The following is a 15607-nucleotide window of genomic DNA, read 5'->3' on the forward strand; positions in this document are numbered from 1 at the left end:
GAGATATTTTCCGGTTAGCTCAGCCGGTCGCGGAAATCTTCATAGGCAAACCGGCGTACCAGCTTGAGCGTGTCCGCCCCGCTGTCCCACAACCAGATCGAGGGCAGCGGCACACCGTTGAACGTGGTCGTCTTGACCATCGAATAATGCGCCTGATCCAGGAACGCGAAACGCACGCCCGGCTCGGCCGGAACCGGCAGGCGATAGTCGCCGATCACGTCCCCCGCCAGGCACGATGGCCCGCCCAGCCGCACCGGAGCATCGCCGGCGCCATCCTCGTATTCGTCGATCGGCAGCTCGCCCAGCATTGCCGGACGATAGGGTGCCTCGATCACGTCGGGCATGTGGCACGTGGCCGAAATGTCGGTGATCGCAATGTCCATGCCGTTCCAATGGCGATCGAGCACGGTGCCCACCAGGATGCCGGCGTCGAGCGCCACGGCCTCACCGGGCTCGAGATAGATCTCGCACCCGGTCTGGGCCTTCACCTCGCGCAGGAAGGCCACCAGGTCATCGCGCTGGTAATCCGCGCGGGTCACATGGTGGCCGCCGCCAAAGTTCAACCACTTGAGCTGGCCCAGGAACGGCGCGATGCGCGGCAGCAGCGCTTCCCAGGTGCGGCGCAGCGGCTCGAAATCCTGCTCGCACAGCGTGTGGAAATGCAGGCCGGACACGCCCTCGAGATGCTCTGGCTGCAACTGGTCCACCGGAAAGCCCAGGCGCGAATGCGGCGCGCAGGGGTCATAGCGCGGCACTTCACCTTCCTGGTGCAGCGGATTGATCCGCAGGCCCACGTCGAACGCCTGGCCATCGGCGCGCGCCTGCGCCAGCACGGGGGCAAAGCGCGCGATCTGGAACGGCGAATTGAAAATCACGTGATCCGAAAGCGCGCAGATTTCGGCCAGGTCTTCCGCCTTGTAGGCCGCGCAATAGGTCGCGATCTCGCCCTGGTAGTGCTCGGCCGCCAGCTTGGCCTCCCACAGGCCCGAAGTGCACACGCCGTCGAGGTATTCGCCCACCACGGGCGCCACCTGCCACATCGAAAAGGCCTTGAGCGCGGCCAGAACCTTGATCCCGGCCCGATCGCGAATGTCAGCCAGGGTCGCCAGATTACGCCGCAGGGCCTGCACATCGACGACGAAGGCTGGGCTGTCGACACGCGACAGATCGAAATGGGCGAAGGCGCCCGGATCACCGGCTCTGGTTTCCATGAAGGTGCGGCCTTTCTGTGGTGTGCGGGTGGCTTCCACCACCCCCAACCCCCTCCTTTGAAGAGCAGGGGGCTATTTGGGTCTTACTCCCCCTCCTCTTGAGAGGAGGGGGTCGGGGGGTGGTGCGAGGCCTTGCGAGACCTCAGAACTGCAGCGGGCCTGCCAGTTCCTTCACCTGCCAGGGCAGGCCATGCTGGTTGAGCATGTCCATGAACGGATCGGGATCGAGCTGTTCGATGTTGAACACGCCCTCGCCCTTCCACAGGCCCTGCACCATCAGCGCCGCGCCGATCATCGCCGGAACGCCAGTGGTGTAGCTGATCGCCTGGTTGCCGGTTTCGGCAAAGGCGTCTTCATGGTCGCAGATGTTGTAGATGTAGAACGTCTTTTCAACGCCGTCCTTGGTGCCGGTGGCAATGTCACCGATATTGGTCTTGCCCTTGGTGGTGGCGCCCAGCGACGCCGGTTCGGGCAGCACGGCCTTGAGGAACTGCAAGGGAATGATTTCCTTGCCTTCATAGACCACCGGATCGATCCGCGTCATGCCCACGTTCTGCAGCACGGTGAGGTGCGTGATATAGGCGTCGCCAAACGTCATCCAGAAACGGATGCGCTCGATTTCCGGCAGGTGCGTCTTCAGGCTTTCGATTTCTTCATGATACATGAGGTACATGTTCTTGGGGCCGACCGCCTCGAAATCGAACTGCTGGCGGATGGTCAGCGCCGGGGTTTCCACCCATTCGCCGTTCAGCCAGTGCCGCGCCGGGGCCGTCACTTCGCGGATGTTGATTTCCGGGTTGAAGTTCGTGGCAAAAGCCTGGCCATGATCGCCGCCGTTGCAATCGAGAATGTCGAGCGTGCGAATCGTGTCGAGCTTGTGCTTCTTGAGCCAGCCGGCAAACACCGAGGTCACGCCCGGGTCAAAGCCCGAACCGAGCAGGGCCATCAGGCCCTTTTCCTTGAAGCGTTCCTGATAGGCCCACTGCCACTTGTATTCGAACTTGGCTTCTTCGCGCGGTTCGTAGTTGGCCGTGTCCATATAGTGCACGCCGGCCGCCAGGCACGCGTCCATGATCGTCAAATCCTGGTAGGGCAGCGCCAGGTTGACCACCAGCATGGGCTTCACCTGGTTGATCAGCGCGGTGGTAGCGGCCACATCGTCTGCGTCGATCTGATAGGTGGCCACGTCAACGCCGGTGCGTTCCTTCACCGATGCGGCAATCGCGTCGCACTTGCTCTTCGTGCGGCTGGCGAGCGCGATCCCGGTAAAGATATCGGCATTCATCGCCATCTTGTGGACCGCGACCGAGCCGACGCCACCGGCGCCAATCACAAGAACCTGAGCCATGGTCACTCCATAATTCGAGAAAACAGGGGCATTTGGCCTGCCCGGCACAGGGCAGACCCATCATGGGCAGGCCCCATAGGGCAAGCACATGACAAACCCAAGTCCTATTGCGGGCAACACAACCGGGGCGAAACCCGGTATGCCGCCGGGTTTGCCATATTACCGCAACGCCGCTGCCTTAAACCGGTGCCCATCCATACGAATGGGAAAGACACTGGCCATGGAACTGCAACGCCACCGGGGCCAACCCGGCGCCGGCAACCCGATCACCCGCTCTGTCGTGCGCAAGGGCGCCGGTGTTGCCCACCGCCTGCTCGATCATGCCTTTGCCCTGGCGTTTCGCGGGCTGGTCTATGCGCAGATCTGGGAAGACCCGGATGTCGACATGGATGCCCTGCAGATCGGGCCCGACAGCCGCGTGGTGGCGATCGCCAGCGGCGGGTGCAACGTGCTGTCCTATCTGGTGGCCGATCCCGAAAGCATCACGGCGGTCGATCTCAACACCGCGCATATCGCGCTCAACAAGCTGAAACTGGCCGCAGCACAAGGCCTGCCCGACCATGCCGCCTTCCACCGCTTTTTCGCTCAGGCGGATAGCCCGGCCAACATCGCGGCCTATCGCGCGCACCTTGCGCCCATGCTCGATGAGCCGACGCGCCGCTATTGGGAAGGACGCGACCTGATCGGCCGGCGCCGCATCGGCGGCTTTTCCAAGGGCATCTACAAGCGCGGGCTGCTGGGCAACTTCATCGGCGTGGCGCATCTGCTGGCCAAGCTTTATCGCATCGACCTGGCGCAAATCCTGGCCGCCCCCACGCAAGAGGCGCAGCGCGCGGTGTTCGAGCGCGAACTGGCCCCGGTGTTCGACAAGCGCTTCGTGCGCTGGCTGACCGACCAGCCCGCCGCGCTGTTTGGCCTGGGCATTCCCCCGGCGCAGTTCGATGCCTTGGCGGGAGACCAGCCCATGGCCCAGGTGCTGCGCCGCCGCCTGGAAAAGCTGGCCTGCGATTTCCCGGTGGAGGACAACTATTTCGCCTGGCAAGCCTTCGCCCGCGGCTATGCCCGCGATGGTGATGGGCCGCTGCCGCCCTATCTCCAAGCCGGCAACTGGGATGCGGTGCGTGCCCGCGCCGGCCGCGTGACCGTGCTTCACGCCAATTTCACCGAGCATCTCGCCACGCTGCCCGATGCCTCGCGCGATCGCTATGTCCTGCTCGATGCGCAGGACTGGATGACCGATGCCCAGCTCAACGCGCTGTGGCAGCAGATCACCCGCACCGCGCGGCCCGGCGCCCGCGTGCTGTTCCGCACCGCCGCCCAACCCACGCTGCTGCCGGGACGCGTGGCGTCTGACCTGCTCGATCGCTGGACTTATCATGCGCAGGCCAGCGCCGGCTTTACCGCGCGCGATCGCTCGTCGATCTATGGCGGCGTCCACCTTTATGAACTGCGGGCATGACGATGCTGGCCGGGCAGGCGCGCGCGCACGGTGCGCTGATGGATGCGATCTACCGCCGCCAGGTGCGCATCTATGACATCACGCGCAAATATTACCTGTTCGGCCGCGATCGCCTGATCCGCGGGCTGGACGCTGCGCCCGGCGCCCGCGTGCTGGAACTGGGCTGTGGCACCGGGCGCAACCTGGCGATGATCGCGCGGCGCTGGCCCGGCATGCGCCTGTTCGGCATCGATATCTCACGCGAGATGCTCGGGGCCGCACAGGCGCGGCTGGGTGATGGCGCGCGCCTGGCACTGGCCGATGCGGGCGCTTTTGACCCGGCTGCGCTGCTCGGCACGGCGCGGTTCGATCGCGTGGTCATTTCGTTTGCGCTCTCGATGATCCCGCCGTGGCAGCAAACCGTGGCCCATGCCGCCACCCTGCTGGCGCCGGGCGGATCGCTGCACATCGTCGATTTCCACGATGCCGCCGGCCTGCCCGGTCCGCTGCGCCGCCTGCTGCATGCCTGGCTGACGCGCTTTCATGTCACGCCGCGCACCGAACTGGCCAAGCTGGCCCAGGACATCGCCGCGCGGCAGGGCCTGTATTGCCAGACCCATACCGGCGCCTTTGGCTATTACCGCCTGATCGTGCTCACCCGGTCACGCTGAGCCCCTGTGCGCAGGCCTGTGGATAACCTGCGCACAATCCTTGGATATCGCCGGGAAAGCCTGTGCATTGCGCCGGCCCTGATCAGGCGCCTGCGCGCACGAACAGGCTCGCCAGTTCGACATGGGTGGACCAGCGGAACTGGCCCACAGCCTTGAGCCCTTCCAGGCGATAGCCAGCCGCCACCAGCGTTGCCGCATCACGGGCCCAACTGGCCGGGTTGCAACTGATATAGACCACCCGCGCCACGGTTGACTCCGCGATCTGCCCCACCTGCTCGCGCGCACCGGCGCGCGGCGGATCGAGCAGCACGGCAGCGAAGCGGTTCAGTTCTTCGGCCCGCAGCGGATTGCGGAACAGATCGCGGTGCAGCGCGTGCACCGGACGGCCCTGGCTGCGCGCCGCCGCCTGGCAGGCGAGATGCGCGTCGCGCGCGGCTTCCACCGCCAGCACCTTGGTGCCCGGCCCGGCCAGGGCAAAGGCAAACGTGCCCAACCCGGCGAAGAGATCGGCGACTGTGCTGGCGCCCGCCAGCCAACCCTGCGCGGCGGCGACAAGCGCCGCTTCGCCATCGGCTGTCGCCTGCAGGAATGCGCCCGGCGGAATGCCAACGGCGGTGCCACCCAGGGTGATCGTGGCAGGATCAGGCTCCCACGTGGTTTCCGGGCCATAGCCGGTATCGATCGTCAGCCGCGCCAGGCGGTGATCGCGGGCGAAATCCAGCAACGCCTCGGTCCGTGCCAGATTATCGGCCACCAGGCCGGAAAAGCCGACGGCCACGCCCTGATCGGCCAGCGTCAATTCCACGTCCACCGCCAACTTGCGATCCTGCCAGCTTTCCAGCAGCGTGCGCAGCGGAGCCACCAGCGCCATCAGTTCGGGCGCGATGACATGGCATTCGCGCATGTCGATGGTCTTGTGGCTGCCACCCTCGCGAAAGCCCAGCACCACGCGGCGGCCAATTGCCTGCGCATGCAGGGTGGCGCGGCGGCGGGTGCGCGGCGGCGAAAGGTGGGTCGGCGCTGGCGTGCCGGGGTCCAGTTCCTGCCCCTTGGCAGCGCCGATCACCCGGCTGCCGACGAAATCGGTCAGCGCGGCTTCGGAAAGATGCTGCAACTGGCAACCGCCACAGGCCGGGAAGTGCCGGCAGGGCGGCTCGACGTGGTTGGGCCCCCAGGTCAGCGTGCCATCGGCCTCCAGCATGTCACCGGGGGCAGAGAGCGCGACATAGCGGCCATCGGCCGTGGCGCCCTCACCCTTGGCGGCCACGCGCACGATCGGCGCCGCGCTCATGCCAGCACCTGTTGCATCGCACCGGCAATGGCATGGGCCAGATCGCCACTGGTAAAGGCCGGGTCGGCCAAGCGCGCTGCTTCGCCATGGAGCCACAGCCCTTCCTGCGCGGCGCGATGCGGATCGCGCAGCACGGCCAGGCGGCTGGCAACGGTGCCGGCCAGCACATCGCCGCTGCCCGCCACCGACAGCCACGACGACGCGCGCGGCGCCACGGTCACAGTGCCGTCGGGCGCGGCGATCACACTGTCCGGTCCCTTGAGAATCACCACGGCCTGGGCGGCTTGCGCCAGTGCCACGGCGCGGGTGCGCCGGTCGCCCGTGCCGGAAAGTCCAAAATTGCGTTCCAAAACCTGCATCTCTCCATCATGCGGGGTCAACACCAAGGGTGTTCCCCGCAGCATCGCCGGCGCCAGCAAGACCAGCGCATCGGCATCAATCACCATGGGCCGGCCTGCTCCAAGCGCTGCAGCCAGGCGTGCCCGCGCTCCGTCATCGCGGCCCAGCCCTGGCCCCACCAGCAACGCGGCAAAGCGATCATCGTCCAACGCCGTTGCCAGCGCTGCTTGCTCGGCAGTGTCACGCACCACCAGCTCGGGCGGCGGACCGGATAGCGCGCTTTCGCCCGCCAAGACCTGTACATAGCCCGCCCCACCGCGCAGCGCGGCCGTGGCCGCCAGAAGCGCAGCGCCGGGCATGGCACCGGCCACGATGCCCAGCAAGCCCCGGCGATACTTGTGCGCATCGGCCGCCGGCACTGCCAATAGCGGCCGCGCCAGCACGTGCGCCGCGCCGGGCACCGTGCCCACGCCGATATCCACCAGCCGCAGCGCGCCCATCGTGGCGCAAGCCGGCATGGCATAGTGGGCATGCTTCCATGCGCCCAGCGCCACGGTCAGATGCCAATCGGGCAGACCGGGATTAAGGCATTCGCCGCTATCGCTTGCCACGCCGCTGGGCACATCGATCGCGATGCGATAGGCGTGCCGCGCGGCCAGATCGGCCAGCATCGCCGCCGATGCATCGTCCAGTGGCCGGGTCAGCCCGCTGCCGAACAGGCAATCGACCAGCACGCCACCCAGCCCGTCAGCCGCACTTTCCACAACGGTGCCGGCATACAGCGCCCGCGCCCGCTGCGCCGCCGGGGTGGCGGGCGGCCCGGGCGCGATCACGCACACACGCAAGCCCGCCTCGGCCAGATATTGCGCGATGACATAGCCATCGCCGCCATTGTTGCCCGGCCCGCACAGCACAGTCACGCGCCGCCCGGCCGCCACGCGGCGCACCCATTCCCCGGCGCCGCGCCCGGCCCGCTGCATCAGCGCATGGACATCGGTACCAGCGGCGATCAGGCCATCTTCGGCGGCGCGCATCTGCGCCACGGTGAGGATTTGCGCAGGGTCAGGGCTTGGCGGGAACATCTGGTCCAGCCGGGGCACTGGCCGGAGCGTCGGCCTTCACTTTGGCGGGAAAGCGATAGCGGTCGCTACCCACCGTCACTTCCAGCCGCCCATCGGCGAGCCACGCCACCTGGGCAGGCACCACACCGTCTGCCACCACCACGCCGCGCCCGTCGTCCACCTTCAACAGGCGGCGGAAACCGCCAGCGGGATGATGCACGACCAACAGGTGCCGGCCCTGTTCCACCACCGGCTCCACCTTGCAATCGCGCGCAAAGGCAGTGGCGCCATCGGTGGCGCATTCGATAGTGACCATCGGCCGTTCCGGCGCAGAGCCGGCGCCCTGCCCGCAGGCAGCCAGCGCCAGCAGCGGCAGCAGGGCGGCCGCGCGCAGCATCAGCTCCGCTTCAACTGCGCCAGATCGCGCACCGCGCCGCGCGCCGCGCTCGTGGTCATCGCGGCATAGGCCTGCAACGCCACCGAAACCTTGCGCGCGCGCGGCTTGGCCGGTTGCCAGGCATCGGCGCCCTTGGCCTCCATCGCGGCGCGACGGCGGGCGAGTTCATCGGCCGACACCAGCACGTCGATCTTGCGGCCAGGAATGTCGATGGCGATCAGGTCACCGGTTTCCACTAGGCCGATCGCTCCACCCTCGGCCGCCTCGGGCGAGACGTGGCCGATCGACAGGCCCGAGCTGCCGCCCGAAAAGCGCCCGTCCGTCACCAGCGCGCAGGCCTTGCCCAGGCCCTTGGACTTCAAATAGCTGGTGGGATAGAGCATTTCCTGCATGCCGGGGCCGCCTTTGGGCCCTTCATAGCGGATCAGCACCACGTCGCCTTCCACCACCTGGCCGGTGAGGATTGCGGTCACCGCGGCGTCCTGGCTTTCATAGACCTTGGCCGGGCCGGTGAACGTGAGGATGCTTTCATCCACGCCCGCTGTTTTCACGATGCAGCCGTCGGCGGCGATGTTGCCGGCCAGCACGGCCAGCCCGCCGTCCTGGCTGAAGGCATGGGTGGCGCTGCGGATCACGCCGTTTTCGCGATCGAGGTCCAGCTCGGCCCAGCGGCGGCTCTGGCTGAATGCGGTCTGCGTGGGCACGCCGCCAGGGGCCGCGCGATAGAACTCCTGTACCGAGGGCGCATTGGTGCGCGCCACGTCCCACTGCGCCAGCGCATCGGCCATGGTGCGGGCGTGCACCGTCGGCGTATCGGTGTGCAGCAGCCCGGCGCGGTCAAGTTCGCCCAGGATCGCCATGATCCCGCCGGCGCGGTGCACGTCTTCCATGTGCACGTCGTTCTTGGCGGGCGCCACCTTGGACAGCACCGGCACCCGGCGCGACAGGCGATCAATATCGGCCATGGTGAAATCGACCCCGGCCTCGTGGGCGGCGGCCAAGAGGTGCAACACGGTGTTGGTCGAACCGCCCATGGCGATGTCGAGGCTCATCGCATTTTCGAACGCGCGGAAGTTGGCGATCGCGCGCGGCAGAGTGCTCTCGTCACCCTCTTCGTAATAGCGCTTGCACAGGTCCACAGCCAGGCGCCCTGCTTCCAGGAACAGGCGCTGGCGATCGGCGTGGGTCGCCAGGGTGGAGCCATTGCCGGGCAAGGACAGGCCGAGTGCTTCGGTCAGGCAGTTCATCGAATTGGCGGTGAACATGCCCGAGCACGAGCCGCACGTCGGGCAAGCCGAACGCTCGATATCGGCCACTTCCTCGTCAGTATAGTTGTCATCGGCGGCCACGACCATGGCATCGACCAGGTCGAGCGCGTGTTCCTTGCCACGCAGCACGACCTTGCCGGCTTCCATCGGCCCGCCCGACACGAACACCACGGGAATGTTGATGCGCATGGCCGCCATCAGCATGCCCGGCGTGATCTTGTCGCAGTTGGAGATACACACCATGGCGTCGGCGCAGTGCGCGTTGACCATGTATTCCACGCTATCGGCAATCAGATCGCGGCTCGGCAGCGAATAGAGCATGCCGTCGTGGCCCATGGCGATGCCATCATCCACGGCGATGGTATTGAATTCCTTGGCAACGCCGCCCGCGGCCTCGATCTCGCGTGCCACCATCTGGCCCAGGTCCTTGAGGTGGACGTGGCCCGGCACGAACTGCGTGAACGAGTTTACCACGGCGACGATCGGCTTGCCGAAATCGCCATCCTTCATCCCCGTGGCGCGCCACAGGCTGCGCGCGCCCGCCATGTTGCGGCCGTGGGTAGAGGTGCGGGAGCGGTAGGCGGGCATTGTTCGGAAACTCCAGGCATGCAATTTTCTCGCGCCGCGCAGGCGCAAGCACGTGCCCCTACTCCACGTGAGCCGACGCGTCCAAGGTTACATTTGCGACTTTTTGGCGAGGCCCGCAACCACCTCTGGCAACAACCGGGAGATCCGCGCGGCCCACTCCGCCTGGCCCGCCGCGTCGCCGATCAGGTCCTGACGCAGTTCCAGCCCGACATAGGCCCGCCCGTGCGCCTCGGCATGGCGGTTCATCGTGGCATTGAGCAGGCGGCCTGAATAGGGCTGCTGATCGCCCACGCACAGGCCCGGCTCTTGACCCAGCCAATCGAGCGCCAGATGTGCGGCGCGCGTATCCTCGTTGTACAACACGCCGACATGCCATGGCCGCTGCTGTTCGGGATCACTTGAAAGACGCGGCGTAAAGCTATGCAGTGAAAGGATTAGCGCCGGTTCATTCGCCGCCAGTATTCGCGCCAGCGCGGTATGATAAGGATCGAAGAACCGCGCCAGCCGCCCTGCGCGAGCAGCGGCGTCGAGCCGGTTGCCGGGGATCGCATGCCCGTCGCTCGCCTCGGGCACCACGCCCGGCGCATCGGCATCGCGGTTGAAATCGCAGACCAGCCGGCTCACCCCGCCCAGGAATGCCGCCACGCCAGGGGTTTGCGCCAGGATGGCGGCAATGCCGGCAACGCCAATGTCGATGGCCATGTGCTGGCTCAACAAGGCAGGATCGATACCCAGGTCGATATCGCCTGGCACACGCGCCGATGCGTGGTCGGAAACGATCAGCACCCCACCTGTTGTGGGTGTACCCAGCAGAGTCCAGGCCTCGGCGCTCATCGCAACGCTCCGGCCAGAGTCCACCATGCGCCGGGCATGGCCGCCTGCGCGGCATCGCGCGCGACGGTATCGTCAAACAGCGCAAAGCACGTCGCGCCAGAACCAGACATGCGCACCAGCCATGCGCCCGTGGCGCGCAACGCGGCGAGCACGTCACCGATCTGCGGCACCAGGGCCAGCGCCGGCGCTTCCAGATCGTTGCGCCCATCCAGCGCGATGGTGCGCAGGTTTCCGGTCGGCAGCGGGCCGCGATCGACGCCATCCCAGCCCTTGAACACCGGTCCGGTCGCCAGCGGAATGAGCGGATTGACCAGCAGCACCGGGCACCCTGCTAAGTCGTTGTCCACCGCTTCCAGTTCGGTGCCGGTGCCGCGCCCGATGCAGGCTTGGCTCGCCACGCAAGCGGGCACATCGGCGCCCAGCGCAGCGGCGCGCGCGTGCCAATCTGCCGGCAGGCCCTGCGCCCGCTCGACCAGGCGAAACACCGCGCCAGCATCGGCCGAGCCACCACCCAGCCCGGCGGCCACCGGCAAGCGCTTTTCCAGCGTGACCGCCCAGCCATGCTCACGCGGCAGCGTGGTCAGCGCCTTGGCCACGATATTCCCAAAAGGATCGGCCAGTTCACCGCCAAATTCACCAACCACGCGCAAGGCATCCTGCGGCGCCGGGCTTACCGCCAGTTCATCGCCCGCGTCGACAAAGGCGAACGCGGTTTCCAGCGCGTGATAGCCATCCTGGCGCCGCGCGCGAACGTGCAGCGCCAGGTTGATCTTGGCAAAGGCCGTTTCATGCATGGTCTGAACAAACGGCCCTTACATATTGGGATAATTGGGACCGCCACCACCTTCGGGCGTGACCCAGTCGATGTTCTGGGTCTTGTCCTTGATGTCGCAGGTTTTGCAGTGCACGCAGTTCTGCGCGTTGATCTGCAAACGCGGCGTGCCTTCTTCCACACCCACGAATTCATAGACGCCCGCCGGGCAGAACCGCGCTTCTGGCCCGGCATAGAGCGGGAGGTTGACGCGCGTGGGCACCTCGGGGTCTTTCAACACCAGGTGGCACGGCTGGTCTTCCTCGTGGTTGGTGTACGAGAACGACACGCTGGTCAGGCGATCGAAGCTGATTACCCCATCGGGCTTGGGATAGGCGATCGGCTTGTAGAGATCGGCGCGCTGCGTCGCTTCCGCGTCGGTGTGGTGCTTGAGGCCCTTGACCGGATTGACCTTGAGCACGCGGGCCCACATGTCTGCCCCGGCCAGGATCGTGCCCCACGAACCGCCGAACTTCGACACCAGCGGCTGGGCGTTCTGTACCAGCTTGAGTTCCTTGGCGATCCAGCTGTCGCGCACGGCGGCATCGTATTCCACCATGTCGTCATGTTCGCGCCCGGCGGCGGCTGCCGCCACGATCGCCTCGGCCGCCAGCATGCCGCTTTTCATCGCGGTGTGGCTGCCCTTGATGCGCGGCACGTTGACGAAACCGGCCGAGCAGCCGATCAGCGCCCCACCGGGGAACGAGAGGCGCGGCACCGATTGCCAGCCACCTTCGTTGATCGCGCGCGCGCCATAGGCCACGCGGCGGCCACCTTCGAGAATGGCGCGGATTTCCGGGTGCTGCTTCCAGCGCTGGAATTCCTCGTAGGGATAGACATAGGGGTTGGCGTAATCGAGCGCGGTGACAAAGCCTAGGGCCACCTGGTTGTTGGCCTGGTGATAGAGGAACCCGCCGCCCCACGAATTGCTTTCCGACAGCGGCCAGCCCTGGGTGTGCAGCACGCGGCCCGGCACGTGCTTGGCCGGGTCGATGTCCCACAATTCCTTGATGCCCAGGCCATAGACCTGCGGCTGGCAATCACGCTCAAGATCGTAATGCTGCTTGAGCCGCTTGGTCAGGCTGCCGCGCGCACCCTCGGCAAACAGGGTGTACTTGGCGTGCAGTTCCATGCCGGGCTGGTAATCGCCCTTGTGGCTGCCATCTTTGGCCACGCCCATGTCGCCCGTGGCCACGCCGATCACCGCGCCGGCCTCGTTGAACAGCACTTCGGCAGCGGGGAAGCCGGGGAAGATTTCCACGCCGAGTTCGGTCGCCTGTTCGGCCAGCCAGCGACACAGGTTGCCAAGCGAACCGGTATAGTTGCCCTCATTCGACATGAACGGCGGCATCGGCCAGTGCGGGATGGCGTACTTCTTGGTCTTGGTCAGCACCCAGTGCCAGTTGTCGGTCACCGGCACTTCGGCCATCGGGCAGCCCATGGTGCGCCATTCGGGCAGCAGTTCGTCCAGCGCCTTGGGATCGACCACCGCGCCAGACAGGATATGCGCGCCGATTTCGGAGCCCTTTTCCAGGATGCACACCGAAAGTTCGGGATTGAGCTGCTTCACCCGGATCGCGGCAGCCAGGCCTGCAGGCCCACCACCGACGATCACCACGTCATAAGGCATCGATTCCCGTTCGCTCATCGTCCCCGCTCCATCGCCCGTTCCTGCTGAGGGCTGTTAATCACGCGATTATGCAGCGCAGCCTTGAAAGCTGGGGCGCCCAAGGTCAATAGGGTGTGCATGACAAGCTGCCTCATGAGACAAAAAGGCATCGCGCCACAGGTTGCGGCATGAGCCAGCCCCCTGCCGGCACTGCCGCCGGCCATTCCCTGTCTGCCCTGGTCGACGCTGCCTTTGCCTGGTGGGAGGATGCCGGGCTCGATGGAATGTTGAGCGATACGCCGCAATCCTGGCTGGAAAGCGACCGCAAGGCTGCGGCCAAGGCCAATGCCAAGGCCGGAAATGGCGCCGCCACCTTTGCCCCGCCACCACCGCCGCCGGCGATGGGCGGCCTGGCGCGGGATTGGCCGCAAACCCTTGATGATTTCCACGCCTGGTGGCTGGAAACGCCCAGCCTGCCCTTCCCGTCAGCGCGCCGCATCGCCCCCACCGGCCCGGCCGGCGCGCCGCTGATGATCCTGCTGCCCATGCCCGAGGCGGATGACGAAGCCGGCCTGCTCAGCGGCCGAGGCGGCAAGGTAGTGGACGGGATGCTGGCCGCATTGGGCCTTGCGCGCGATCAGGTCTATTGCGCCGCCGCCCTGCCGGTGCATGTGCCGATGCCCGATTGGGGCCAGTTGCGGGCAGAAGGCCTGGGCGCACTCCTCGCCCATCACGCCGCGATGGCAGCTCCCAAACGCGCGCTGATCCTGGGCCGCAGCGGCATTTCAACGCTTCTTGGCCACAGCTTGCCGAATAATGCTGCCGATTTACGAGAGTTTAACCATGACGGTGGATGCGTACCTGCGGTTTTCGCATACGATCTTGCGGCGCTCGTGGCTCGCCCGGCGCACAAGGCGGCCTTGTGGAACCGCTTGCTTGACTGGACGGGAACAGACCTGACGTGATGATCCGGCGCTTTCACCGCGCTTGCCTGCCGGCTGCAGCCCTTGCCTGCATCGCCGGCCTGGCCGCGCCTGCACACGCCAACAGCGCGGCCGTGGAGTACTTCCGCAGCCGGGCAGACCGCACCGCGGTGCCAACCCTGCTCAGCCAGGACGACCGCACCTATTACACCCAGCTGTTCGCCGCGATCGAGCGGCAGGACTGGACCAATGTCCAGACCATGCTGGCCCAGCGCAGCGATGGCCCGCTTCAGGCCGTGGCCCGTGCGCAGTATTATCTGGCCGCCACCTCGCCCAAGGCGGATCTCGCCTCGCTCACCGATCTGATCGCCCGCGCGCCCGATCTGCCGTGGACCGACCAACTCGGCCGCCTGGCGCTCAAGCGCGGGGCCATCTCGCTGCCGATCACGCCCAGCGCGCAATCGTTCGCCACGCTGCCCAGCACGCCGCGCCGCACCCGCCCGCGCAGCATTGCCGATGGCACGATGCCCGATAGCGTGGCCCAGGCCATTCAAGAGCGGATCAAGGCTGATGACCCCACGGGCGCCCGCGTGCTGCTCGATGGGATCGACGCCAACCTTTCGTCCGACGCCCGCGCCGAATGGCGCCAGAAGGTCGGCTGGAGCTTCTACATCGAAAACGACGATCCCAATGCCCGGCTCGTCGCGCTCTCCGCCACGCAGGGCGGCTCTGGCCCATGGGTGGCCGAGGCGCTGTGGACCGCCGGGCTCGCTGCCTGGCGCATGGACGATTGCATGGCCGCGGCCGATGCGTTCCAGCAGGCAGCGACGCAGGGCGGCAACCCGGAACTGGTTTCGGCCGGCTATTACTGGGCCAGCCGCGCCATGGTGCGCTGCCGCCAGCCGGAAAAGGTGTCCGGCATGCTGCGCGCGGCTGCCCGCAACAGCGACACGCTCTATGGCATGATGGCCGCAGAGGCGCTGGGCCTGCGCAGCGCGACGCCGCCCCCAGCGCCCGATTTCTCCGCTGCCGATTGGCAATCGCTTCGCGATGTCAACAATGTGCGCCTCGCCGTCCAGCTTGCTGAAATCGGTGAGGATGGTCTGGCCGACGATGTGCTGCGCTATCAGGCGCGGATCGGTGCGCCCAGCCAGTATGCCCCGCTTTCGCGCCTGGCGCGCGACCTGGGCCTGCCATCCACCCAGCTGTGGATGGCCTATAACGCCCCGGCTGGCGCGCGCGCCGATGAAGCGGCACGCTTCCCCGCGCCCAAGTGGGTCCCGGCCAATGGCTGGAAAGTCGATCCCGCGCTGCTCTTTGCCCACTCGCTGCAGGAATCGAACTTCCGCACGGCGGTAACCAGCCCGGCCGGCGCTAAGGGCCTGATGCAGGTGCTGCCCGGCACCGCGCGCGACATGGCACGGGCCGATCCGGTCATGCAGGGCCGCGACACCCAGCTCGATCTGCCCGGGGTGAACCTGGCGTTTGGCCAGACCTACCTCACGCGGCTGCGCGACAATGGCGCCACCGGCGGGCTGCTGCCCAAGGTGATCGCCGCCTACAACGCCGGCCCGATGCCGGTGGCGCGCTGGAACACCCAGGTGAAGGACCAGGGTGATCCGCTGCTGTGGATGGAATCGATCCCCTATTGGGAAACGCGCGGCTATGTTTCGGCCGTGATGCGCAACTACTGGATGTACGAACGCCAGGCCGGTGGCCCGTCGGATAGCCGGATCGGCCTGGTCCAGGGCTTGTGGCCCAAGTTCCCGGGCCTGGCCGGCGCCGACAATGTCCGGGTTGCGATGGGCGGGAATTGAG

Annotated in this window: 13 protein-coding genes; 4 read left to right on the plus strand and 9 right to left on the minus strand. The window is 66.8% G+C overall.

The window, feature by feature from the left end; genetic code table 11:
• Positions 1-14: 14 nt before the first annotated feature.
• Both FHW97_RS07715 and FHW97_RS07720 read right to left on the minus strand, forming a co-directional pair.
• Positions 15-1211, minus strand: a complete 1197-nt coding sequence (locus FHW97_RS07715) for a carboxynorspermidine decarboxylase (protein WP_171798531.1) — start codon at positions 1209-1211, stop codon at positions 15-17.
• A gap of 142 nt (positions 1212-1353) precedes the next feature.
• Entirely contained in the window at positions 1354-2559 is a 1206-nt protein-coding gene (locus FHW97_RS07720; protein ID WP_022678258.1) for a saccharopine dehydrogenase family protein, read from the minus strand.
• Positions 2560-2761: 202 nt separating this feature from the next.
• Between FHW97_RS07720 and FHW97_RS07725 the strand changes: the two genes are divergently transcribed.
• Both FHW97_RS07725 and FHW97_RS07730 read left to right on the plus strand, forming a co-directional pair.
• The gene (locus tag FHW97_RS07725; RefSeq protein ID WP_253941640.1) at positions 2762-4018 is read left to right on the plus strand and encodes a DUF3419 family protein; all 1257 of its coding nucleotides are present in this window, start codon (positions 2762-2764) and stop codon (positions 4016-4018) included.
• Complete coding sequence (locus FHW97_RS07730; protein ID WP_253941641.1) at positions 4015-4668, plus strand: class I SAM-dependent methyltransferase; 654 nt, start codon at positions 4015-4017, stop codon at positions 4666-4668. The genes FHW97_RS07725 and FHW97_RS07730 overlap by 4 nt, the downstream gene beginning before the upstream one ends.
• Positions 4669-4750: 82 nt before the next feature.
• On the opposite strand, the gene FHW97_RS07735 is transcribed toward FHW97_RS07730, so the two are convergent.
• The 7 genes from FHW97_RS07735 to FHW97_RS07765 all read right to left on the minus strand — a co-directional run bounded on the left by FHW97_RS07735 (position 4751) and on the right by FHW97_RS07765 (position 12905).
• Positions 4751-5959 carry a class I SAM-dependent RNA methyltransferase gene (locus FHW97_RS07735; protein ID WP_168351122.1) on the minus strand — a complete coding sequence of 403 codons (1209 nt, stop codon included), beginning with the start codon at positions 5957-5959 and terminating at the stop codon, positions 4751-4753.
• On the minus strand, positions 5956-7380 hold the full coding sequence (locus FHW97_RS07740; protein WP_169048299.1) for an NAD(P)H-hydrate dehydratase: 1425 nt from the start codon (positions 7378-7380) through the stop codon (positions 5956-5958). Before FHW97_RS07740 ends, FHW97_RS07735 begins: the two co-directional genes overlap by 4 nt.
• Entirely contained in the window at positions 7361-7756 is a 396-nt protein-coding gene (locus FHW97_RS07745; RefSeq protein ID WP_169047923.1) for a hypothetical protein, read from the minus strand. The genes FHW97_RS07740 and FHW97_RS07745 overlap by 20 nt, the downstream gene beginning before the upstream one ends.
• On the minus strand, positions 7756-9612 hold the full coding sequence (gene ilvD / locus FHW97_RS07750; RefSeq protein WP_171798532.1) for a dihydroxy-acid dehydratase: 1857 nt from the start codon (positions 9610-9612) through the stop codon (positions 7756-7758). The genes FHW97_RS07745 and ilvD overlap by 1 nt, the downstream gene beginning before the upstream one ends.
• A gap of 87 nt (positions 9613-9699) precedes the next feature.
• Positions 9700-10446 carry an N-formylglutamate amidohydrolase gene (locus FHW97_RS07755; RefSeq protein WP_171798533.1) on the minus strand — a complete coding sequence of 249 codons (747 nt, stop codon included), beginning with the start codon at positions 10444-10446 and terminating at the stop codon, positions 9700-9702.
• Entirely contained in the window at positions 10443-11240 is a 798-nt protein-coding gene (locus FHW97_RS07760; RefSeq protein ID WP_171798534.1) for a 4-(cytidine 5'-diphospho)-2-C-methyl-D-erythritol kinase, read from the minus strand. The genes FHW97_RS07755 and FHW97_RS07760 overlap by 4 nt, the downstream gene beginning before the upstream one ends.
• 18 nt (positions 11241-11258) lie before the next feature.
• Positions 11259-12905, minus strand: coding sequence for an electron transfer flavoprotein-ubiquinone oxidoreductase (locus FHW97_RS07765; RefSeq protein WP_022675289.1), 1647 nt, complete (start codon positions 12903-12905; stop codon positions 11259-11261).
• Between the two features lie 149 nt (positions 12906-13054).
• Between FHW97_RS07765 and FHW97_RS07770 the strand changes: the two genes are divergently transcribed.
• Positions 13055-13831, plus strand: a complete 777-nt coding sequence (locus tag FHW97_RS07770) for a hypothetical protein (protein ID WP_171798535.1) — start codon at positions 13055-13057, stop codon at positions 13829-13831.
• Entirely contained in the window at positions 13831-15606 is a 1776-nt protein-coding gene (locus FHW97_RS07775) for a lytic transglycosylase domain-containing protein (protein ID WP_171798536.1), read from the plus strand. The genes FHW97_RS07770 and FHW97_RS07775 overlap by 1 nt, the downstream gene beginning before the upstream one ends.
• Position 15607: the final 1 nt, after the last annotated feature.

This window comes from Novosphingobium sp. SG754 (assembly GCF_013149315.1).
Taxonomy (GTDB): domain Bacteria; phylum Pseudomonadota; class Alphaproteobacteria; order Sphingomonadales; family Sphingomonadaceae; genus Novosphingobium; species Novosphingobium capsulatum.

Bases quoted from the DNA above. Each gene is read 5' to 3' on its own strand.
- FHW97_RS07715 (WP_171798531.1), bottom strand. From the start codon at position 1,211: ATGGAAACCAGAGCCGGTGATCCGGGCGCCTTCGCCCATTTCGATCTG.
- FHW97_RS07720 (WP_022678258.1), bottom strand. From the start codon at position 2,559: ATGGCTCAGGTTCTTGTGATTGGCGCCGGTGGCGTCGGCTCGGTCGCG.
- FHW97_RS07725 (WP_253941640.1), top strand. From the start codon at position 2,762: ATGGGAAAGACACTGGCCATGGAACTGCAACGCCACCGGGGCCAACCC.
- FHW97_RS07730 (WP_253941641.1), top strand. From the start codon at position 4,015: ATGACGATGCTGGCCGGGCAGGCGCGCGCGCACGGTGCGCTGATGGAT.
- FHW97_RS07735 (WP_168351122.1), bottom strand. From the start codon at position 5,959: ATGAGCGCGGCGCCGATCGTGCGCGTGGCCGCCAAGGGTGAGGGCGCC.
- FHW97_RS07740 (WP_169048299.1), bottom strand. From the start codon at position 7,380: ATGTTCCCGCCAAGCCCTGACCCTGCGCAAATCCTCACCGTGGCGCAG.
- FHW97_RS07745 (WP_169047923.1), bottom strand. From the start codon at position 7,756: ATGCTGCGCGCGGCCGCCCTGCTGCCGCTGCTGGCGCTGGCTGCCTGC.
- ilvD (WP_171798532.1), bottom strand. From the start codon at position 9,612: ATGCCCGCCTACCGCTCCCGCACCTCTACCCACGGCCGCAACATGGCG.
- FHW97_RS07755 (WP_171798533.1), bottom strand. From the start codon at position 10,446: ATGAGCGCCGAGGCCTGGACTCTGCTGGGTACACCCACAACAGGTGGG.
- FHW97_RS07760 (WP_171798534.1), bottom strand. From the start codon at position 11,240: ATGCATGAAACGGCCTTTGCCAAGATCAACCTGGCGCTGCACGTTCGC.
- FHW97_RS07765 (WP_022675289.1), bottom strand. From the start codon at position 12,905: ATGAGCGAACGGGAATCGATGCCTTATGACGTGGTGATCGTCGGTGGT.
- FHW97_RS07770 (WP_171798535.1), top strand. From the start codon at position 13,055: ATGAGCCAGCCCCCTGCCGGCACTGCCGCCGGCCATTCCCTGTCTGCC.
- FHW97_RS07775 (WP_171798536.1), top strand. From the start codon at position 13,831: ATGATCCGGCGCTTTCACCGCGCTTGCCTGCCGGCTGCAGCCCTTGCC.